This is a genomic window from Streptomyces sp. NPDC057253, assembly GCF_042669125.1.
Lineage (GTDB): Bacteria > Actinomycetota > Actinomycetes > Streptomycetales > Streptomycetaceae > Streptomyces.
This window is the reverse complement of record NZ_JBHUXV010000002.1, coordinates 8,496-28,360: the sequence shown is the minus strand read 5'-3', so window position 1 is coordinate 28,360 and position 19,865 is coordinate 8,496. Positions and strand designations below refer to the sequence as shown.

At 71.4% G+C, this 19,865-nt stretch carries 21 protein-coding genes; 13 read left to right on the top strand and 8 right to left on the bottom strand.

What is annotated here, in order from left to right; genetic code table 11:
- Positions 1–10 precede the first annotated feature (10 nt).
- The 3 genes from ACFULQ_RS01205 to ACFULQ_RS01195 all read right to left on the bottom strand — a co-directional run bounded on the left by ACFULQ_RS01205 (position 11) and on the right by ACFULQ_RS01195 (position 3,418).
- Positions 11–595, bottom strand: coding sequence for a TetR family transcriptional regulator (locus ACFULQ_RS01205; protein WP_383536383.1), 585 nt, complete (start codon positions 593–595; stop codon positions 11–13).
- Positions 592–2,070 (bottom strand): MFS transporter, encoded by a 1,479-nt coding sequence (locus tag ACFULQ_RS01200; RefSeq protein ID WP_383536381.1) that lies wholly within the window; start codon positions 2,068–2,070, stop codon positions 592–594. Before ACFULQ_RS01200 ends, ACFULQ_RS01205 begins: the two co-directional genes overlap by 4 nt.
- Before the next feature lie 115 nt (positions 2,071–2,185).
- Entirely contained in the window at positions 2,186–3,418 is a 1,233-nt protein-coding gene (locus ACFULQ_RS01195; RefSeq protein WP_383536379.1) for an FAD-dependent monooxygenase, read from the bottom strand.
- Between the two features lie 334 nt (positions 3,419–3,752).
- Here ACFULQ_RS01195 and ACFULQ_RS01190 point away from each other — a divergent pair, with 334 nt between their 5' ends.
- The 3 genes from ACFULQ_RS01190 (at position 3,753) to ACFULQ_RS01180 (ending at position 5,491) form a co-directional block, all read left to right on the top strand.
- A complete protein-coding gene (locus tag ACFULQ_RS01190) occupies positions 3,753–4,097 on the top strand; it encodes a tyrosinase cofactor (RefSeq protein ID WP_383536377.1) in 345 nt (114 codons plus the stop codon).
- A gap of 34 nt (positions 4,098–4,131) precedes the next feature.
- Positions 4,132–4,956 (top strand): tyrosinase family protein, encoded by an 825-nt coding sequence (locus tag ACFULQ_RS01185; RefSeq protein ID WP_383536375.1) that lies wholly within the window; start codon positions 4,132–4,134, stop codon positions 4,954–4,956.
- A gap of 82 nt (positions 4,957–5,038) precedes the next feature.
- On the top strand, positions 5,039–5,491 hold the full coding sequence (locus ACFULQ_RS01180; RefSeq protein ID WP_383536373.1) for an SRPBCC family protein: 453 nt from the start codon (positions 5,039–5,041) through the stop codon (positions 5,489–5,491).
- Positions 5,492–5,501: 10 nt separating this feature from the next.
- Here ACFULQ_RS01180 and ACFULQ_RS01175 read toward each other — a convergent pair whose 3' ends face one another.
- Together ACFULQ_RS01175 and ACFULQ_RS01170 are read right to left on the bottom strand one after the other, a co-directional pair.
- The gene (locus ACFULQ_RS01175) at positions 5,502–6,209 is read right to left on the bottom strand and encodes a ribonuclease H (protein ID WP_383536812.1); all 708 of its coding nucleotides are present in this window, start codon (positions 6,207–6,209) and stop codon (positions 5,502–5,504) included.
- A gap of 235 nt (positions 6,210–6,444) precedes the next feature.
- A complete protein-coding gene (locus ACFULQ_RS01170) occupies positions 6,445–7,245 on the bottom strand; it encodes a VOC family protein (RefSeq protein WP_383536371.1) in 801 nt (266 codons plus the stop codon).
- Positions 7,246–7,513: 268 nt separating this feature from the next.
- Between ACFULQ_RS01170 and ACFULQ_RS01165 the strand changes: the two genes are divergently transcribed.
- From ACFULQ_RS01165 to ACFULQ_RS01155, 3 genes are read left to right on the top strand one after another with little or no spacing between them, the layout of a single operon-like run.
- Positions 7,514–8,950: a family 2B encapsulin nanocompartment shell protein gene (locus ACFULQ_RS01165; RefSeq protein ID WP_383536369.1), complete on the top strand. Its 1,437-nt coding sequence runs from the start codon at positions 7,514–7,516 to the stop codon at positions 8,948–8,950.
- Positions 8,947–9,996, top strand: a complete 1,050-nt coding sequence (locus ACFULQ_RS01160; protein ID WP_383536367.1) for a family 2 encapsulin nanocompartment cargo protein terpene cyclase — start codon at positions 8,947–8,949, stop codon at positions 9,994–9,996. Before ACFULQ_RS01165 ends, ACFULQ_RS01160 begins: the two co-directional genes overlap by 4 nt.
- A 50-nt stretch (positions 9,997–10,046) precedes the next feature.
- Entirely contained in the window at positions 10,047–10,925 is an 879-nt protein-coding gene (locus tag ACFULQ_RS01155; protein WP_383536365.1) for a geranyl diphosphate 2-C-methyltransferase, read from the top strand.
- Here the strand turns inward: ACFULQ_RS01155 and ACFULQ_RS01150 are convergent.
- The gene (locus ACFULQ_RS01150) at positions 10,903–11,310 is read right to left on the bottom strand and encodes an STAS domain-containing protein (RefSeq protein ID WP_383536363.1); all 408 of its coding nucleotides are present in this window, start codon (positions 11,308–11,310) and stop codon (positions 10,903–10,905) included. The genes ACFULQ_RS01155 and ACFULQ_RS01150 overlap by 23 nt on opposite strands.
- Before the next feature lie 246 nt (positions 11,311–11,556).
- On the opposite strand from ACFULQ_RS01150, the gene ACFULQ_RS01145 reads away from it, so the two are divergent.
- The 3 genes from ACFULQ_RS01145 to ACFULQ_RS01135 all read left to right on the top strand — a co-directional run bounded on the left by ACFULQ_RS01145 (position 11,557) and on the right by ACFULQ_RS01135 (position 14,911).
- The gene (locus ACFULQ_RS01145) at positions 11,557–12,231 is read left to right on the top strand and encodes a response regulator transcription factor (protein ID WP_383536361.1); all 675 of its coding nucleotides are present in this window, start codon (positions 11,557–11,559) and stop codon (positions 12,229–12,231) included.
- 25 nt (positions 12,232–12,256) lie between these two features.
- A complete protein-coding gene (locus tag ACFULQ_RS01140) occupies positions 12,257–13,921 on the top strand; it encodes an ATP-binding protein (protein ID WP_383536359.1) in 1,665 nt (554 codons plus the stop codon).
- 81 nt (positions 13,922–14,002) lie between these two features.
- Positions 14,003–14,911 (top strand): SGNH/GDSL hydrolase family protein, encoded by a 909-nt coding sequence (locus ACFULQ_RS01135; protein ID WP_383536357.1) that lies wholly within the window; start codon positions 14,003–14,005, stop codon positions 14,909–14,911.
- A 3-nt stretch (positions 14,912–14,914) separates the two neighbouring features.
- On the opposite strand, the gene ACFULQ_RS01130 is transcribed toward ACFULQ_RS01135, so the two are convergent.
- Entirely contained in the window at positions 14,915–15,397 is a 483-nt protein-coding gene (locus ACFULQ_RS01130; protein ID WP_383536355.1) for a VOC family protein, read from the bottom strand.
- A 122-nt stretch (positions 15,398–15,519) separates the two neighbouring features.
- Between ACFULQ_RS01130 and ACFULQ_RS01125 the strand changes: the two genes are divergently transcribed.
- The 3 genes from ACFULQ_RS01125 to ACFULQ_RS01115 all read left to right on the top strand — a co-directional run bounded on the left by ACFULQ_RS01125 (position 15,520) and on the right by ACFULQ_RS01115 (position 18,067).
- Complete coding sequence (locus ACFULQ_RS01125; RefSeq protein WP_383536353.1) at positions 15,520–16,716, top strand: epoxide hydrolase family protein; 1,197 nt, start codon at positions 15,520–15,522, stop codon at positions 16,714–16,716.
- Between the two features lie 123 nt (positions 16,717–16,839).
- On the top strand, positions 16,840–17,463 hold the full coding sequence (locus tag ACFULQ_RS01120) for a ClpP family protease (protein WP_383536351.1): 624 nt from the start codon (positions 16,840–16,842) through the stop codon (positions 17,461–17,463).
- A gap of 1 nt (position 17,464) precedes the next feature.
- Entirely contained in the window at positions 17,465–18,067 is a 603-nt protein-coding gene (locus tag ACFULQ_RS01115; protein WP_383536349.1) for a ClpP family protease, read from the top strand.
- Positions 18,068–18,083: 16 nt separating this feature from the next.
- Here ACFULQ_RS01115 and ACFULQ_RS01110 read toward each other — a convergent pair whose 3' ends face one another.
- Positions 18,084–18,527, bottom strand: coding sequence for a helix-turn-helix domain-containing protein (locus ACFULQ_RS01110; protein ID WP_383536347.1), 444 nt, complete (start codon positions 18,525–18,527; stop codon positions 18,084–18,086).
- A 403-nt stretch (positions 18,528–18,930) separates the two neighbouring features.
- On the opposite strand from ACFULQ_RS01110, the gene ACFULQ_RS01105 reads away from it, so the two are divergent.
- Positions 18,931–19,827, top strand: a complete 897-nt coding sequence (locus ACFULQ_RS01105; RefSeq protein WP_383536345.1) for an RNA polymerase sigma factor SigF — start codon at positions 18,931–18,933, stop codon at positions 19,825–19,827.
- Positions 19,828–19,865 lie beyond the last annotated feature (38 nt).

Below are 19,865 nucleotides of genomic sequence, written 5' to 3'. Positions count from 1 at the left end.
CCCGTGAGGCTCAGGGCGTCAGCTGGGCCTGCACGGTGGGTGCGTAGCGGTTCACCAGGTCCTCCACCGCGCTCGCCCTCAGTTCGGTGCCCCGCGCGATGCCGAACATCAGGCCGAGTCCCAGCAGGGCGCCCACCGCCAGTTCGGCCCGCAGGCCCGCGTCGGGGCCGGGCAGGCGTTCCGCGAGCCGCTCCACCACCTGCGTACGGAAGTTGACCCGGAGGATGTCGCCGTGTTCGCCCTGTAAGGGGGCGAAGGCGATCCGCAGCAGGGGGTCGGCGCCGTGTTCGATCTGGCTGGTGAGGACATGGCGGACCATGTGGCGGCCCAGCTCGTCGAGGGGGGCGTCGAGCAGGGCCGTCGCGTCGGACTCGAAGGACATGACACGGGCGAAGAGGGTGTCCTTGTTGCCGAAGTACTTCACGATCAACGGCGGGCTGACACCGGCGCGGTCGGCGACCGCCTTCAGGGTGATGTCGGCGTGGGGGGTGCGGGCCAGGAGATGGCGGGCCGCACGCAGGATGGCGGTCTTCGTGGCCTCGGCGTCCCGGCGGGCGGGGGCGGCGGTGGGGGGCGTGGTGCTCACAGCACTCATGCTCCCTCCATCGCCTCGTCCCGCGCGCCCCGGATGCCGCCCTCGGTTCCGCGCGGCTTCTCGGGGGCCGGGTCGCCGGGGATGGTCAGGGCCGCCGCGCAGGCCGCGAGGGCGACCGCGCCCGCCATCGCGAAGGCCAGCAGATAGCCGTGCAGGGTGGGCACGGAAGTGCCGCCGACCGGGCTGGTGTGGTGGACCAGGACCGCCGCGACGGCCGCGCTGGAGGCGGCCTGGCCGATGGTGCGCATGAGGACGTTGACGCCGTTGGCGGAGGCCGTCTGCTCGGCCGGGACGGCGCGCAGGATCAGGGTGGGCAGGGCCGAGTAGGCGAGGGTGGTGCCGGTGGACACCACGGTCGCGCCCAGGATGATCATCCACAGGTCGCGGCTGTCGGCGATGCGCAGCGCATAGCCGCACGCGATGACCGCGGCGCCGAGGGCGAGCGTGACGCGCGGGCCGCGGGAGGTGGAGATGCGGGCCGACAGCGGTGAGAACAGCAGCATGGTGACACCGCCCGGCAGCAGGCACAGGCCGGTGGCGACGATCGACAGACCGAGTCCGTAGCCGGTGGCCTTCGGCGCCTGCACCAGCTGGGCCGTCACCAGCGAGTTGGCGTAGAACGCGAATCCGGTGAGCAGGGCCGCCACATGGGACAGGCCCACCCGTGGCCGGGTGACCAGCCGCAGGTCCACCAAGGGCTGCTCGGTGCGCAGTTGGCGCCACCACCACAGGGCCAGTACGGCGGCGGAGCCGAGGAAGAGCCCCAGCACCCGGGGACTCCCCCAGCCCCACTGCCCGCCCTGGGACACCCCGAGGAGCAGGCTCACCAGGCCCACGGCCAGTCCGAGGGCACCCCACAGGTCGAACCGGCCCGGCTGCCGGACCGGCGATTCGCGCACCGCCCACGACACGGCCGCCACGCCCAGCGCGCCGAGGGCGCTGGTCAGCCAGAACATGGTGTGCCAGTCGGCGTACTGGACGACCAGCGCGGCCAGCGGCAGTCCGAGGGCGGCGCCGATGCCGACGGTGGAGCTCATCATCGCGACCGCGGAACCCCGGCGCTGCGGCGGGAGTTCGTCGCGCAGGATGCTGATCGACAGCGGCACGACGGAGGCGGCGGCGCCCTGGAGGGCGCGGGCGGCGATGAGCACGGTGATGTCGGACGACAGGGCGCACATCACCGAGCCGGCCGTCATCAGGACCAGGGACGCCGTCAGCACCTTGCGCTTGCCGTACATGTCACCGGCCCGGCCGAGCACCGGGGTGAGGACCGCTCCGGCCAGCAGGGTCGCGGTGACCATCCAGGAGACGGCCCCGGCCGAGGAGTGCGTCAGCCGGGGCAGGTCCGGCAGCAGGGGGACGACCACGGTCTGCATGACCGCCATGAGCGTGCCGCACATCGCCAGAACCGGCACGGTCAGCCTGGCGCGCGGGCCTGCTCCGCGGGGTGGGGATATCGGGCCCTGCTGGTCCATCGGCGCTCCGGGTGCGATACGGAAACGGTGGGTGAATGACAATTCACCCTACCGGTGAATCGGCATTCACCCCACCCTTTTCCTCCGGAGCCGATGACTGGACCGGCAAAGATCCCTACTTGCGGGAGGACAGCTCCCGCGCGTGCACGCTCCGCGCCACCTTCGGCCCGAGCCACCGCTTGAACCTGCGCAGCGCCTCCAGCTGCCCCGCGGCCTTGTCGATCCGGTAGTACAGCTGCGGCGGGACATAGGGCAGCAGGGGCGAGTGCCGCTGGCCGAGCAGGGCGAACATCTGCTCCGGCGGGAGGTCGATGTAGCGGGTCAGGTTCTCGTACCACTGGGCGCTGTAGCGGGCCGCGCTCTGGATGGAGAGCAGTTCCGAGGTGCGCCGGCGCTCGTAGCGGGCGAGGGCCCGGGGCAGGTCGGCATGCTCGCGCAGGGCGTCGGCCAGGGCGATGGCGTCCTCCAGGGCGAGGGTGGTGCCGGCGCCGATGGAGTAGTGCGTGGTGTGGGCGGCGTCGCCGAGGAGGGCCAGGTTGCCGTGGTGCCAGGTCCGGTTGGTCAGGGTGCGGAAGGTCAGCCACTGGGCGCGGCCCGAGCCTGCGGAGCGGCCGATCAGGGAGTGGCCGTCGAGGATGTCGGCGAACAGCTTCTCCAGCTGGATGAGACCCTCGGCCTCGTCGGCGCGGTCGAGGCCGAGGCCGGTCCAGGTCTCGGGCGCGCACTCGACGACGACGGTGCTGCGCTCGGGGCTGAAGGCGTAGCCGTAGCACCAGATCCAGCCGTGGTCGGTCTCGACGAAGGCGAAGGTGAAGGAGTCGAAGACCTTGCCGGTGCCGAGCCAGATGTAGCGGTTGCGGCCTTCCTTGATCTCGGCGCCGAAGTCGTCGGTGTGCGCGGTGCGCAGGGCACTGTTCACGCCGTCGCCGGCCACGACGAGGTCGGCGTCGGCGAGGTCCCCGGCGGTGAGGTCGCCGGCCGTGATCTCGCGCTCGAACTCCAGGCGCACGCCGAGGAAGCGGGCCCGTGCGGCGAGGATCTCCAGGAGGCGGTGCCGGCCGATGCCGTGACCGAGGTCGCTGGGGCGCCGGGTGACGAGGTCACGGACCCTGGCCTCGCCCTCGTTCCAGGTGACCGAGGCCTCCTCGATCGCGCGGGCGGACTCGGGGTCGTGGGCGTGGAGCCGGTCGAGCAGTCCGCGCCAGTAGGTGACGCCCCAGCCGTAGGTCGAGCCCTCCGGGTCGCGCTCGTGGACAGTGATGTCGTGGGACGGGTCCTGCTGTTTCAGCAGGATCGAGAGATACAGGCCGGCGGGCCCGCCGCCGACGCAGGCGACCTTCACGCGCACCCCTAGGAATTACCCAATGCGGTCAATTGGCAACGCAGGGTAGCAGCCCGAAGCAGTGGGCCCGGCCCTTCGAATCGCGTCACTTTGCGCACGTGAGACGGGCCACTGCCAGCGGGTTCATCCGCAAAGGATCATCAAAATCCGGGTCCGCACGAGAAGGAATTCCTCCGTCCGGGTTCCCGAAGGCCCTCTCGACAGCAAGATCATCTTTGTTCAAAGCTGTACGACATGTGGGTAATTGTCTGGATCACAGCCAACCCGTCTCGGGCGATTTCTCCCGCTCTCGGCGGGGCCGATAGGCATGCGGAGTCCGTCAACCCAGGAGGTACACCGCATGCCCGAACTCACCCGCCGTACCGCGCTCACCGCGACCGCCGCCCTCGCCGCGGGGAGCATCGCCGCCCCACGGGCGTCCGCCGACGACCACCACCACGGATCACCGGAGGCCTTCGACGAGGTCTACCGGGGGCGCCGGATACGGGGCCGGGCCACCGGGGGCCACCACGGCGGCCACCTCGTCACGGTCGACGGCGTGGAGCTGCACGTGATGCGGAACGCCGACGGCACCTGGATCAGCGTCGTCAGCCACTACGACCCGGTGCCCACCCCGCGTGCCGCCGCCCGGGCCGCCGTGGACGAGCTCCAGGGCGCCCGGCTGCTGCCGTTCCCCGCCAACTGACCGCCCCGTACGCCTCTTTGGAGCATCCGCACACATGACCGTCCGCAAGAACCAGGCCGCCCTGACCGCCGACGAGAAGCGGCGCTTCGTCGCCGCCGTCCTGGAGCTGAAGCGCTCCGGCCGCTACGACGCGTTCGTCACCACCCACAACGGCTTCATCATGGCCGACACCGACCAGGGTCCGCGCACCGGCCACCGCTCCCCCTCCTTCCTGCCCTGGCACCGCAGATTCCTGCTCGACTTCGAGCGCGCCCTCCAGTCGGTGGACCCCACGGTCGCGCTCCCCTACTGGGACTGGAGCACCGACCGCTCGGCGCGCGCCTCGCTGTGGGGCCCCGACTTCCTCGGCGGCACCGGGCGCAGCCGGGACGGACGGGTGATGGAGGGCCCGTTCGCCGAGGCCACGGGCAACTGGCCGATCACCGTGCGGGTCGACGGCCGTACCTATCTCCGACGCGCCCTCGGCGCCGGTGCACGGGAGTTGCCGACCCGGGCCGAGGTGGACTCGGTGCTGTCGATGGCGACGTACGACATGGCGCCCTGGAACAGTGCCGCGGACGGCTTCCGCAACCATCTGGAGGGCTGGCGCGGGGTCAATCTGCACAACCGTGTCCATGTCTGGGTCGGCGGGCAGATGGCGACCGGGGTCTCCCCGAACGACCCGGTGTTCTGGCTGCACCACGCGTACGTGGACAAGCTGTGGGCCGAGTGGCAGCGGCGGCATCCGGACTCCCGCTATGTGCCGGCCGGCGCTACGCCGGACGTCGTCGACCTCGACGAGACCATGCGGCCGTGGAACGACGTGCGGCCCGCCGACCTGCTGGACCACACGCGCCACTACACCTTCGACACCGACTAGGAGTGGTCCTGCGCCGGTTTGCCCTGGCGGGCGTGCGGTACCCGCGCCGTACACACCGAGAAGACGAAGGAGGGATTCACCCGTGTCGCAGGTCGAGGAATCCATCGAGGTCGGCGTGCCGGTGCACACCGCCTACAACCAGTGGACACAGTTCGAGACCTTCCCCGAGTTCATGAGCGGGGTCGAGCGCATCGAGCAGCGGACCGACACGCTCACGCACTGGGTGACCAACGTCAACGGAGTGCACAGGGAGTTCGACGCGGAGATCACCGAGCAGATCCCGGACGAGCGGGTCGCGTGGACCACGATCGCCGGGGACGCCAAGCAGGCCGGTGCGGTCACCTTCCACCGGCTCGACGACGGCCACACCAAGGTGATGCTCCAGATGGACTTCCACCCGGACAGCATCACGGAGAAGGTCGGCGACAAGCTCGGGTTCGTGAAGCGGCAGACCAAGGGCGACCTGGAGCGCTTCAAGACCTTCATCGAGGAGCGCGGCCGGGAGACCGGTGAGTGGCGCGGGGCGGTGATCTGACCGCCGCGGGCTAACCGGCCGCTTCCGTACGGCACTCCGGGTGCCCCCAGCCCTGGGCGTTCTTGGCGATGGGCTCGCCCGCCGCGTAGGAACGCCCGCACAGACACCGGCCGGGGAACTTGGCCTTGATCGTGCGGGAGGACGAGCCGGAGGACGAACCACCGCTCCGCTTGGGCGACTTGGCCCGGGCGGGGCGGTCGGCTTTCGGGGTGTCCGGGGACGGCGGGGGCACGGGCGAACCGAGGGCGCTGCTCGCGGGCTCCTGGACGATCGCCGCCTGGCTGGCCGCGCGGTCCGCGAAGTCGTTGAGCGGGTCGCCGTCGACCTGGTGGGCGGGGACGTAGCGGAACTCGACCGACCGGCCGTCGAGCAGTTCGTCGATGCGGACCACGAGGTCCTGGTTGGCGACCGGCTTGCCCGCGGAGGTCTTCCAGCCGTTGCGCTTCCAGCCGGGCAGCCAGGTGGTGACCGCCTTCATGGCGTACTGGGAGTCCATCCGGATCTCCAGCGCGACGTCCGGGTCGGTGGCCGCCAACAGTCGCTCCAGCGCGGTCAGTTCGGCGACGTTGTTGGTGGCCCTGCCGAGCGGTCCGGCCTCCCAGCGGTCCGGTGTCTCGCCCTCGTCGGCGATCACCCAGGCCCAGGCCGCGGGCCCCGGATTCCCCTTCGAAGCCCCGTCGCACGCGGCCACCAGTCGTTCACGCATGCGCCCGATCATGCCATGCCCTCGGACCCGCCCGGTCACCCACCGCGGGGTGGGGGCGAGCAGGTCCACGTCGGTGCCGGCCGGCACCCGCCCCAGCGCGCGCTCGCTGGCGATATCTGCACCCGCGAGGAGTGGCTGGGCCCGGGGCCCACCTTCGGCGGCCAAGGGCAGCTGCCCGCAGACCGGCGCTGCACGGCGGTGCCGGGGCCCTGCCCACCGGCCGGGGCAGGGCCTCGGCACCGGCCCGCTACGGCACGTCCGTGACCTCGGGCATGTCGCCCTGGGTCGTGGTCACGTCGATCACCGAGAAGTTCGCGCCCTGCGGGTCGCTCAACGCGGCGAAGCGGCCGAAGGGGGTGTCCATCGGGCCGAAGCGCAGGACGCCGCCGAGCTTGGTGGCGCGGGCGACGGCGTCGTCGCAGTCGTCGACGGTGTAGTAGACGTTGATGTAGGGCGGGACCTCGGGCGGGAACTCGTTCCCCATCTTCATGCGGCCGAGGACGGTGTTGTCGCCGAGGTTGAACATCCGGAAGTCCATGGCGTCGTCCTGCATCTGCTTGGCGCTGTAGCCGAAGACGGCGGGGAAGAACGCGTCGGACTTCTCGGGCTCGCGGGTGTAGATCTCCGCCCAGCAGAACGCCCCGGGCTGCTCGGGCGGCGCCTCGAACCCCTCGTGGGTGCCCGCCTGCCACACACCGAAGACGACCCCGCTCGGGTCCCGGGCCAGACACATCGTGCCGAAGTCGCCGACCTGCATGGGCTCCATCAGCACCTCCCCGCCGTGCTCACGGATCTTGCCGGCGGTGGCGGCGGCGTCCGGCGACGCGAGGTACAGGCACCACTGCGACTGCCCCTCCTGGCCCGGCATCGGCGGTACGACGGCGGCGACGGCCTTGCCGTCGACGTAGGCCTGCGTGTAGTTGCCGTACTCCGACGACGACTCGCCGAAGGTCCAGCCGAGGACGTCTCCGTAGAAGCTCTTGGCCCCCTCGAGGTCAGTGAACATCGCGTCGGCCCAGCAGGGGGTTCCCTCAGGTTGTACGGCCATGATCGCGGCCTTCCCGAATCGGTGGTTGGTCCGATTCCTCACGCTAGCCACGGGGGCGTCCGAGCGCGCGCTGAACGGACGATCCCGCACTGGTGAACGAGCTGCCGAGAGGAGCGCGAGGGCACTCACGGTGCGCCGACTGCCTCACCAGCCAGGTTTACACCCTCCCTGTCGTGAAGCCGCCCCCTTCACGCCCTGATCATCGGCGACCCGGGCTGTTTGGCTGATACACGCGCATGGCCAGCCCACTCACCTCCCAGGAGGGAACGTGTCCACACCGGACAGCGCCACCGGCCCCGCCGTAGACGAACCGGAACCCCCGTCCCCGGCCCCACTGACCAGCCTCAGCACCCGGGCCGCCCGCCAACTCGCCACCACCACCAAGACCGAACCCCAGATGCAGGCGATCAGCTCGCGCTGGCTGCTGCGCATGCTGCCGTGGGTGGACGTCAAGGGCGGCGCCTACCGGGTGAACCGGCGCCTCCAGCTCCGCGTCGGCCGGGGCCGGGTGGAGTTCGAGCACAACGGCGCCGACGACATCCGGGTCATCCCCCGGACGCTCACCGAACTCCCCGCGCTGCGCGGCTACGACGACACCGACGTCCTCGCGGAGATCGCCACGCGGTTCCGGGTCCGGGAGGTCCGCGCCGGCCAGGTCCTCGTCGAGGCCGGGCAGCCAGTCACGGAGGCCTTCCTCGTCGTGCACGGCCGCTTCACCCGCTTCACCGAGGGCAAGTACGGCGAGGAGGAGATCGTCGGTGTCGTCACCGACGGCGCCCAGATGGGCGACGAGGCCATAGGGCAGCCCGACCCGCTGTGGCTGAGCTCGGTCCGGGCCGAGACCGCCGCCACCGTGCTGGCCCTGCCCTGGTCCGTGGTCACGGAGTTCACCGAGCGGGTGCCCTCCCTCGCCGCCCATCTGGAGGCCTACGGGCGCCGGCAGAGCCTGCCGATGAACCGCAAGGGCGAGGCCGACGTCCCCGTCCAGGCGGGCCATGTCGGGGAACCGACGATCGGCGGCGGGTACGTCGACTACGAACTCGCCCCGCGCGAGTACGAGTTGTCCCTCACCCAGACCGTGCTGCGGGTGCACACCCGGGTCGCCGACCTCTACAACGACCCGATGGACCAGACCGAGCAGCAACTGCGCCTGACCATCGAGGAGATCCGCGAACGCCAGGAGTGGGAGCTGGTCAACAACCGGGAGTTCGGACTGCTGCACAACGCCGACCACGGTCAGCGCGTCAGCACCTTCACGGGCCCGCCCACGCCGGACGACATGGACGAACTGCTCGCCATGCGCCGCAAGACCAAGCTGTTCCTCGCCCATCCCAAGGCGATCGCCGCGTTCTTCCGGCAGTGCAACCGGCGCGGTCTTGTGCCGGGCACGGCGAACGTCGAGGGGCACGAGATCCCCGCCTGGCGCGGGGTGCCGATCTTCCCGTGCAACAAGATCCCGGTGAGCCCGCAGCACACCAGCAGCATCATCGCGCTGCGCACCGGCGAGGGCGACCAGGGTGCCGTCGGGCTCTACCAGACCGGGATCCCCGAGGAGTACCAACCGGGCCTGAACGTACGGTTCATGGGCATCGACGCCAACTCCGTCATCCGCTACCTCGTCACCGCGTACTACTCGATGGCCATCCTCGTCCCGGACGCGGTCGGCATCCTGGAGAACGCCCAGATCGGCCGGACGGCCGAGTGACCGCGACGAGTTCCCGGCCCCTGCCCGGTCCGCCGGACATCGCGAGCAGTCTGCGCACGCCCCGGCGCGGCGGGGCGATCCCGGGGCTGCGGTACCGGCAGGTCGCTCCCGCCGACCCCGTGAAGGCCGCCGAGATCGACCGCAGGCTGGAGGCCTGGGCCCGGCGCCTGGACCTGTTCCCCGAAGCCTGGAAGGGGGACTTCTCGGGGTTCCAGTTCGGCCGGGCCGTGGTCCTCCAGCATCCCGGGGCCGCCGACCTCGACCGCCTCACGGTCGCCGGTGAGCTGCTGCTCGCCGAGAACGTGGTCGACTCCTGCTACTGCGAGGAGGACGAGGGCCGCGGCGGAGCCCGCCGGGGCCTGGGCGGCCGGCTGATCATGGCCCAGTCGGCGATCGACCCGTACCACGGCGTCCCCGAGCTGGAGGCGGAGTGGCGCGAGGGCGTCCGGGCCGACGGCCCCTTGCGCTCCTACCACTTCGCCCTCCAGGACTACGCCGCCTTCGCCACTCCGAGCCAGACCGCCCGGCTCGTGCACGACATCGCCCGGCTGCACCTCGGCTACCTGGCCGAGGCCGCCTGGGCGGAGACCCGGTACGTGCCGCGGGTCTGGGAGTACCTGGTGATGCGGCAGTTCAACAACTTCCGTCCCTGTCTGTCGATCGTGGACGCCGTCGACGGCTACGAGCTGCCCGAGGTGCTCTACGCCCGCCCCGAGATCCAGCGGGTCACGGCCCTGGCCTGCAACGCCACCACGATCGTCAACGACCTCTACTCCTTCACCAAGGAACTGGCGAGCGATCCCACCCACCTCAACCTCCCGCAGGTCGTCGCCGCCAACGACAGATGCGGGCTGAAGGCCGCCTATCTGAAGTCGGTCGAGATCCACAACCGGATCATGGCGGCCTTCGACGAGGAGTCCGCCCTGCTGTCCGCCGGCTCCCCGCTCGTGGAGCGCTACACCCGGAGCCTGTCCGACTGGGTGGCCGGCAACCACGAGTGGCACGCCACCAACAGCCACCGCTACCACCTGCCCAACTACTGGTAACAGGCCATCGCATGACAGAACGTCAGACCCACCAGCACAAGGAGTCACCGTTGACCATCGCCCCCCACGCCGGCACCAGGGCAGCCCAGGTGCCGACCCAGTCGACGTACCAGAGCCGGGTCGCGGACTACTGGAACGCCGAGGAGAACCCGGTCAACCTCGAACTCGGCAAGCTCGACGACCTCTACCACCACCACTACGGCATCGGGCAGGCCGACCGCGCGGTCCTCGACGAACCGGATCCGGTGCGGCGGCGTGCGCGGATCACCGCCGAACTGCACCGCCTCGAACACACCCAGGCCGAACTCCTCGCCGCCCGGCTCGGCCCGCTGACGCCCGAGGACCGGGTCTTCGACGCCGGGTGCGGGCGCGGCGGCGGCAGTGTCGTGGCGCATCTGCGGTACGGCTGCCACGCCGACGGGGTCACCATCTCCGAGAAGCAGGCCGAGTTCGCCAACGCACAGGCCCGCAAGCGGGGCATCGACGACAAGGTGCGCTACCACCACCGCAACATGCTCGACACCGGGCTCCCCTCCGGGGCGTACGCGGCCTCGTGGAACAACGAGTCGAGCATGTACGTCGAACTGGACCTCCTGTTCGCCGAGCACGCCCGGCTGCTGCGCCGCGGCGGACGCTATGTGGTGATCACCGGGTGCTACAACGACACCTACGGCCGGGCCTCCCGGGAGGTGTCGCTCATCAACGCCCACTACATCTGCGACATCCACCCCCGCTCGGCGTACTTCCGCGCGCTGGCCCGCAACCGGCTGGTGCCGGTGCACGTGGAGGACCTCACCGAGGCGGCCCTGCCCTACTGGGAGCTGCGCAAGGAGGCCGACCACCTCGTCACGGGCATCGAGGACACCTTCCTGACCGCCTACCGCAACGGCAGCTTCCAGTACCTGCTCATCGCGGCCGACCGGGTGTGAGCCGGGCCCCGGTCGCCTCGTCCCACGTGGCGACCGGGTTCAGGATGTCGAGGGTGCCGTGCGCCCTCAGCAGCCGCCGGGTGGCGGGGGCGCACAGCACGGTGAAGGTGCCGCCCGCCTCCAGCACCCGGCGGCGCAGGCGCAGCAGCAGGTTCAGGCCCGTGGAGTCGACGAAGGACACCGGGCGCAGGTCGACGACGTAGGCCGGGGCGGCGAGGGCCGCGAGGGCGTCGAGCCAGCAGCGCAGCCGGTGGGCGGTCGCGAGGTCCATCTCGCCGTGCAGTTCGGCGAGGACCAGGCCGTCGGTGGCGTACCGGAGACCGTGGTCGCCGGGCGGCGGGGGCCAGGACGCGGTGAGGACGGGTTTCGGGCTGTCGTCGTGCACGCTGTTCCGTCCCCGGCTGTCGTACCTGTCGTGCCTGTCGTCCGCGCCGGGGCCCTGGCTCCGGCGCGGGCACGTGCGCTGGTGCCGACATCCCCGCACCGCACGTGTCCGCGCCGGAACTCCCCCGGGCGGCTCCCCCCTTGAACCGTGGTGTCTCCTGTTCTACCGTCGCCACATGGTCTGGGCATCAACGCCCGCTCATCAGCGACACAACGGGCGGGTGCCGGGCGGGCCAGGTGATGCGGAATGCGCCCGCACCTCGCCCTGATCGAGGACGACCCCGACTTCGCACTGATGTGCCGTTCCTATCTGGAGCGGGCCGGATTCACCGTCACCTGGGCCATGGACGCCCGCGCCGGCAAGTCCGTGCTGCACGAGAGCGGTGTCGATCTGGCCGTCCTGGACCTGGGCCTTCCCGACGGCAGCGGACTGGAGCTGCTGCGGGCGCTGCGCCCCACGAGCCGGCTTCCGGTCATCGTCGTCACGGGCCGCGGCGCCGAGGCCGACCGGGTCGCGGGACTGGAGATCGGCGCCGACGACTACCTGGTCAAGCCGTTCTCCCAGCGGGAACTGGTGGCCCGTATCCACGCCGTGCTGCGCCGCTCGCAGCCGCCGGACGCGCCGTCGGTGATCCGGGCCGGCGCCCTGCTCGTCGACACCGCGGCACGGCAGGCCTCCGTGGCGGGCGTCCCGCTGACGCTGCGTCCGAAGGAGTTCGCCCTGCTGGCGCTGCTGGCCGGCGCGCCGGGCCGGGTCTTCTCCGCGGAGCAGCTGCTGGAGCAGATCTGGGGCGCGTCCTGGCAGCAGCCCGCGACCGTGATCGAGCACGTGTACCGGCTGCGCGGCAAACTCGCCGAACTGCCCGCCCCCGCACCGCGGATCACCACGCTCCGCGGCTACGGCTACCGCCTCGATCCCTGACGTCGCCCGGCCAGGAGGTCCGCCCATGCCCGACGCCCCGGACTTCCGGCGCCTGTTCGACTCCCTGCTGTCCCCGCTGCTCGTCCTGACCCCCGACTTCGTCATCGTCGAGGTCAACCGCGCCTACCTGACGGCCACCCGCACCGACCGCTCCATCGTCGGACAGCGCATCTTCGACGTGTTCCCGGACAACCCCGAGGACCCGACCGCCGACGGTGTGGCCAATCTGCGGCGCTCCCTGGAGACGGTCGTGGCGAGCGGCCGTACGGACACGATGGCCCTCCAGCGCTACGACATCCCGACCGCCGAGGAGGGTGTCTTCGCCGAGCGGTACTGGAGCCCGGTCAACGCGCCGGTCCTGGACGACGAGGGGCGGGTGACCCACGTCGTCCACCGGGTCGAGGACGTCACGGAGTTCGTGCATCTGCGGCGGGTGGGGCGGGAGCAGCGGCGGGCCGTCGCCGACGCGCAGATGCGCGCGGAGGGCATGGAGATCGACCTGTTCGTGCGGGCGCGGGAGATCCGCGAGGTGAACGAGCAGCTGAGCCGGGCCAACGCGGAGCTGGACGCGGCCGGGCGCGGGCTGCGGGAGGAGCAGCGGGCCAAGGACCGGTTCATCGCCACGCTCTCGCACGAGCTGCGCAACCCCCTCGCGGCCGCGACCGCGGCGACCGAACTGCTCGCCCTGGACATGCCCGGGGGGCATCCGGCGCTGGCGGTCCTGGAGCGGCAGCTCGGCACGCTGGCCCGCATGAGCAACGACCTGCTGGACGGCACCCGGGCGGTGACGGGACGCCTGGAGCTGGTGCGGGAGCCGGTGGACGTGCGCACGGTCGTCGAGGGGGCCTGCGCGGACTTCCGCGGTCTGTTCGCGCACGACCGCCGCACGCTCGACGTACGGCTGCCCGACGCGCCCCTGGTCGTCGACGGCGACCGGCTGCGGCTCGCGCAGGTGCTGACGAACCTGCTGTCGAACGCGCTCAAGTACACCCGGCCCGGCGGGCGCACCGAGGTCGAGCTGGGGGCCGGGGACGGGGAGGCGCGGCTGACCGTGCGGGACGACGGCATCGGGTTCGAGCCCGGTCAGGCCGAGGAGTTGTTCGGGGTGTTCATGCGGGCGGCCCCGGCCGGTCCGGACACACCCGAGGGCCTGGGTCTCGGGCTCGCCGTGGCGCGGACGATCGTGGAGCTGCACCAGGGCCGCATCGGCGCGCACAGCGACGGGCCCGGCAAGGGGGCGGCGTTCACGGTGACCCTGCCGGCCGTCGACTCCGCGGCCCCGCGACCGCCCCGGCCCACGGCCCGCTCGGCTCCCCCGCGACTGTCCGTGCTGATCGTGGAGGACAACGAGGACCTGGCCGCGACCTATCACACCCTGCTGGAGCGGCAGGGACATCAGGTGACCAGCGTGCACACGGGCCGGGACGCGCTCACCGCCGCGGAGGGCCGGTTCTTCGACGTCGTGCTGTGCGATCTGGGGCTGCCCGACATCGACGGCTACACGGTCGCGCGCCGGCTGCGGGCCCGGCCGGGCGGTGAGCGGCCGCGTCTGATCGCCGTCTCCGGCTTCAGTCAGGGCACGGACCGCGCGCTGTCCCGGGCGGCCGGGTTCGACGCCCATCTGACCAAGCCCCTGCCGCTGGCCGACCTGCTGGAGTTCCTGGAGCGTCCGGACGGCGGCGGCGACTGAACCGGTCGGGTGTCTTCCCCCTTGTCCCGGGCTGTGCTTGCCTGGGGAACCGTTTTTCGGCGACCGGGGCGGGAGTCGCGCATGCGGACACCGTGGATCGTGGTGGTGCTGACCGGAGTTCTGCTGCTCGGTGCGTGCGGTGACCCCTCGGACGGACCGGAGCAGGCGCCGCCCACCCCGGACGTCCCCCGTGCGGCCACGACACACCAGCGGGCGCAGGCCTCCCCCAGTGCCGCTCCCCCGGTCGTCGCCCCGCGCGTGCTCTATCTCGGCGACTCGCTCGCCATGGAGGCCCAGCGGGTGCTCGGGCAGGAGCTGCGCCGCGAGCTGCGGGCGATGTACACGAGCGCGCCGTACTCGGGCACGACCCTGTGCGACTACCTGGAGGGCACCGGGGAGAAGTCGCTGGTGCCCGACCGGGACAAGGCGGCGGCGCTGGTCCGGGCGCTGCACCCGGACTACGTGGTGCTTCAGTTCTGGGGCAACGCGTGGGGCTACACCTGGTGCATGGACGGGATCAGCCACGCGGCCGCGCCGCAGAAGTACTTCAGCAGGTACCGGGCGGACCTGAGGAGGCTGACCGACCAGATCGCCACGGCGGGCGGGGAGCACCGGCCGCGGATCGTGTGGGTGGCGCAGGGCCCGGACCCGATCACCCCCGACCGGGTCCGGCGCGTGAACGAGCTGTACGAGGAGCAGGCGGCCGCCTCGGGTGACGCGGTGGCCGACGCGGGGGCCACGGTGGCGCCCGCAGGGGCCCGCTGGTCGTGGGCGCAGTACCTCCCCTGCACCGGGTACGAGCACGAGCACCCGGCCTACTGCACCCAGCCGGACCGCGACCGGACCGCCCTCCACCTGGACAAGGACTACCTGCACTTCTGCCTGGCGCCGACGACGTCCACGCCCAGGCCCTGCCCGGTGCGCTCGCCCGGCATCCTGCGGATCGCCCGGGAGATCACGCGGGTGATCGGCCGGACGCCCGCCGGCTGACGCTCACTCGCCCCTGTACGCCTTCTCCAGGGCGGCGACGTCGAACTTGCCCATGGCCATGAACGCCTTGGTCACGCGGGCCGCCTTCGCCGGGTCCGGGTCGCCCACCATGTCGGCGAGCCCCTCGGGCACGACCTGCCAGGACAGCCCGAAGCGGTCCTTGAGCCAGCCGCAGGGGCCGGGCTCGCCGCCGTTCTCGGTGAGCTTGGCCCAGTAGTAGTCGATCTCCTCCTGGTCGGCGCAGAAGATCTGGAAGGAGACGGCCTCGGTGAACTTGAACTGCGGTCCGCCGTTGAGGGCGACGAAGTCCTGCCCGTTGGCCGTGAAGTCGACCGTCAGGACGGTCCCGGCGGGCTGCATCGCGCCCTCGGGATAGTGGGTGACCCTGCCGATGGTGGAGTCCTTGAAGACCGAGACGTAGAAGTGCGCGGCCTCCTCGGCCTGGCCGTCGAACCAGAGACACGTGGTGAAAGGCCTGCTCGCCATGGGTTCCTCCTGAAGCGTCGTGTGCGGTCGTCTCTGTGGACCGATCCTCGCCGCGGAACTCATCGGTCGGGCGGCCCGTTAATCCACGTGGCTGATACACCGGTGCGACCTAGCATCCCCGTATGACGTCAACCGAGCCCATCACGCCGTTCCGTGTCGACATCCCGCAGCGCGACCTCGACGACCTCCACGCACGGCTCGACCGCACCCGCTGGCCGGACGATCTCCCGGCCACCGGGTGGGCGTACGGCGTGCCGGCCGGCTACCTGCGCGAGCTCGCCCGTCACTGGCGGCACTCCTACGACTGGCGCGCGGCCGAGGCCGAGCTCAACGCGTGGCCGCAGTTCACGATCGTCATCGACGGGACGACCGTGCACTTCGCCCATGTCCGCTCCCCCGAGCCGGACGCCACCCCGCTGGTCATCACCCACGGCTGGCCGGGCTCGATCGTGGAGTTCCTGGACGTGGTGGGCCCGTTGACCGATCCGGCGGCCCACGGCGGCGACCCGGCCGACGCCTTCCATGTCGTCGTACCGAGCATTCCCGGCTTCGGACTGTCCGGGCCGCCCGCGGACACCGGCTGGGAGGCGGGCCGGATCGCGGACGCGTGGGCCGAGCTGATGACGCGGCTCGGCTATGAGCGGTTCGGCGCGCAGGGCGGGGACTGGGGCGCGGCGATCTCCCGGGAGCTGGGCCGGGCCCACCCGGAGCGGGTCATCGGTGTGCACCTCAATCTGCTGCCGGGCGCGCAGGCCACCCATGAGCCGACCGAGGCGGAGCTGGCCGCTCTCGAACCCGGGGAGAGGGAGCGGACCCTGGAGTCGTGGCAGCGGTGGAGCGAATGGTCGCGCGAGGGCACCGGTTACGCCGTGCTGCACTCGACCCGGCCGCAGACCCTCGCCTACGCGCTCACCGACTCGCCCGTCGGCCAACTCGCCTGGATCGTCGAGAAGTTCCAGGCGTGGACCGACTCGGCCGAGCTGCCCGAGGAGGCCGTGGACCGGGACCGCCTGCTGACCAACGTGATGCTCTACTGGCTGACCGGGACCGCCGGTTCGGCCGCCCGGATCTACTACGAGCGGGCACACGCCACCGGCGACCGCGCGGCCCGGCCCACCGAGCCGTCGACCGCGCCCACCGCCCTCGCCGTCTTCCCGGCCGAGATCCAGGTCCCGCTGCGGCACAAGGCGGAACGCACCGAGAACATCGTGCGCTGGACCGAGCTCGGCCGGGGCGGCCACTTCGCGGCGATGGAGGAGCCCGACCTGCTGGTGGACGACGTACGGGCGTTCTTCCGGCAGCTGCGCGACAAGGGCTGAGCACTCCCCGCGGGCCCGCGCTCTGCCCGTGGCGAATCTGCTCCGGGCAGAGAAACCGCGGGTGGGCGGGGTCCGAGGTCGACAGTGGATCCGACGGCATCCCTACGACCACGAGGACAGCCCATGACTGCCATCCGGGCCGAGGAGGGGGACACCCCTCCCACCCGCTTCGACGACCACCTGGCGGCCCAACTCCTCGCCCAGCGCATCGTGTTGCTGGGCACCCAGGTCGACGAGGTCTCCGCCAACCGGGTCTGCACCCAGCTGCTGATCCTGTCCGCGGAGGACCCGCGCACCGGCATCAGCCTGTACATCAACAGCCCCGGCGGCTCGGTGCACGCGGGCCTGGCCATCTACGACACCATGCGGCTGATCCCCAACGACGTGTCGACGCTCGCCATGGGCTTCGCCGCCAGCATGGGCCAGTTCCTGCTCTGCGGCGGCACCCCGGGCAAGCGGTACGCCCTGCCGAACGCGCGGATCATGATGCACCAGGGCTCGGCGGGCATCGGCGGCACCACCGCCGACATCGAGATCCAGGCGGAGAACCTGGAGCACACCAAGCGGACCATGGAGCAGCTCATCGCCGAGAACACCGGCCAGACCCCGGAGACTATCGCCCGGGACGGCGACCGGGACCGCTGGTTCACGGCCGAGGAGGCCAGGCAGTACGGCATGGTGGACCGGGTCCTGGAGTCCCTCGCGGACGTCCGCCCGGCCGCCTCCAGGCGACGGATGGGGCTCTGACATGGCGAACTACACGATTCCGTACGTCGTCGAGCGGACCGCGCACGGCGAGCGCTCCTCCGACGTCTTCAGCCGTCTGCTCTCCGAGCGGATCATCTTCCTCGGCACCGAGATCGACGACGGCGTGGCCAACGTGGTGATCGCGCAGCTGCTGCATCTGGAGTCGGCGGCACCGGAGAGCGAGATCTCGATCTACATCAACTCGCCCGGCGGATCGTTCACTTCACTGATGGCGATCTACGACACCATGACCTATGTGCAGGCGCCGATCTCCACGCTCTGCGTGGGCCAGGCGGCCTCCACGGCGGCCGTCCTGCTGGCCGGCGGGGATCCCGGGCGCCGGCTCGTCCTGGAGCACGCGCGCGTGCTGCTCGGCCAGCCCGCCTCCGGCGGCAACCGCGGCGCGATCTCCGACCTGACCCTCCAGGCCAAGGAGATGGTCCGCATCCGCTCCCAGGTGGAGGAGGTGCTGGCCCGGCACACCCACCACGACATCGCCGCGCTGCGCGCCGACATGGACCGCGACAAGGTGTTCACCGCCGAGGAGGCGGTGGCGTACGGGCTGGCCGACGAGGTGGTCAGCCGGCGCCTCGTGACGGTCTGAGACGCCGGCTCCCGCGTCAGGCCGCCAGGCACATCCCGTCGTACGACGATCCCGGCACCGCGCGCCGGGTGCGGGCGGCGTGCCGGGTGAGCTCGCCCTGGGCCAGGGAGAGCAGATCGCCGAGGCCGAGGCCCAGGGCGTGGGCGGCGGCCGCCAGGACCTCCGAGGAGGCCTCCTTGCGGCCGCGCTCCACCTCGGAGAGGTAGGGCATCGAGATCCGGGCCGCTTCGGCCACCTCCTTGAGCGTGCGCTCCTGGGCGAGGCGCTCCCGGCGCAGGACGTCTCCGACGAGGTCGCGCCACAGCGGTTCCCTGGCCCGGCTCGGGGCGGGCGCTGTCGGTGCGACCGGACGCGGCGGTGTCGTGGCGGGGCGTTCGGACACCGGGCGGGCGGTCCCGGGGCGCGCGGACTGCGGGCGCAGGGGGATCACGCGGGCTTGGTTCGGCGCTTCGTTGCTCACCTGCTCAGCCTAGGTTCAGCGGCGGCGAGGGGAAGGGGGCGGCGTTCCGCCCTGAGTGGACAACGCACGCCCGCGGGAGAGCAAGCGGCGAGATCCGGCCACACGGCGGGAAGGGGACACAGCTCACACCGCCTGCGAAAATGGCGCCATGCCTCGCGTCCACGGGGGTCATGGCGGTCGGGACCAGCGATTTTGCGCCGTCGGTGAACCGTATGGGCATGCGCCGTCACTCCTCGGGTACGCGCAGAGCGAGGGAGCTGCGGGCGGATGTGGTGAAGCCGGTGGCCCGGTGACGCATAGGTCGTCGCGTTCCGGGTACCCGGTTGGCCGCTGATCGCTTTCAGCACCTGACAACCCAGGCCGAAGAGGCAGACGTCGAGCCGTGACTTTCGTGGGAGAGGTAATGCATACCGCCGTCACCGCCGTGAACCGCTCGGAGACAGAGGTCGCCGGGCACGCCAGCGGGGCCAGGACGGGTGAGACACCGCTGCCGGGAGTCGAGGAACCGCGGTCCGTGGCGCCTCGGGACGCGCGGGAGCTGTCCCGCCAGTTCTTCCAGCGCCTCACGGAGCTCGAAGAGGGCACGCACGAGTACCAGTACGCGCGCAACACCCTCATCGAGATGAACATGTCCCTCGTGCGGTTCGCGGCCGGGAGGTTCCGGGGCCGCGGCGACGACATGGAGGACATCGTCCAGACCGGCATGATCGGCCTGATCAAGGCGATCGACCGGTTCGAGGTGTCGCGCGAGGTGGAGTTCACGTCCTTCGCGCTGCCCTACATCGTCGGCGAGATCAAGCGTTTCTTCCGTGACACCACCTGGGCGGTGCACGTCCCCCGGCGCCTCCAGGAGCTGCGCGTCGAACTGGCCAAGGCACGCGAGGAGCTCGCGAGCCGCCTGGACCGGGACCCGTCCGTGGCCGAGCTCGCCACGCTGATGAACATCTCCGAGAAGGAGGTGGTCGAGGCGCAGATCGCCTCCAACGGCTACAACTCCTCGTCCCTGGACGCGGCCCTGACCGGTGACGGCCCCGAGGGCGGCGAATCGGTGCTGGCCGACTTCATCGGCGTGGAGGAGGACGGGCTGCGGCTCGTCGAGGACTTCCACTCGCTCGCGCCGCTGATGGCCGAGCTGAGCGAGCGCGACCGGCAGATCATCCACATGCGGTTCGTGGAGGAGGCCACCCAGTCGGAGATCGGCGAGCGGCTCGGCTGCTCCCAGATGCATGTGTCCCGGCTGATCAAGCGGATCATCACGCGGCTGCGCGAGGGCATGCTGGGCGAGCTGGGCTGCGCCTGACACGGGCGCTCCAGCACACACGGAAAGGCGGGTGCCGT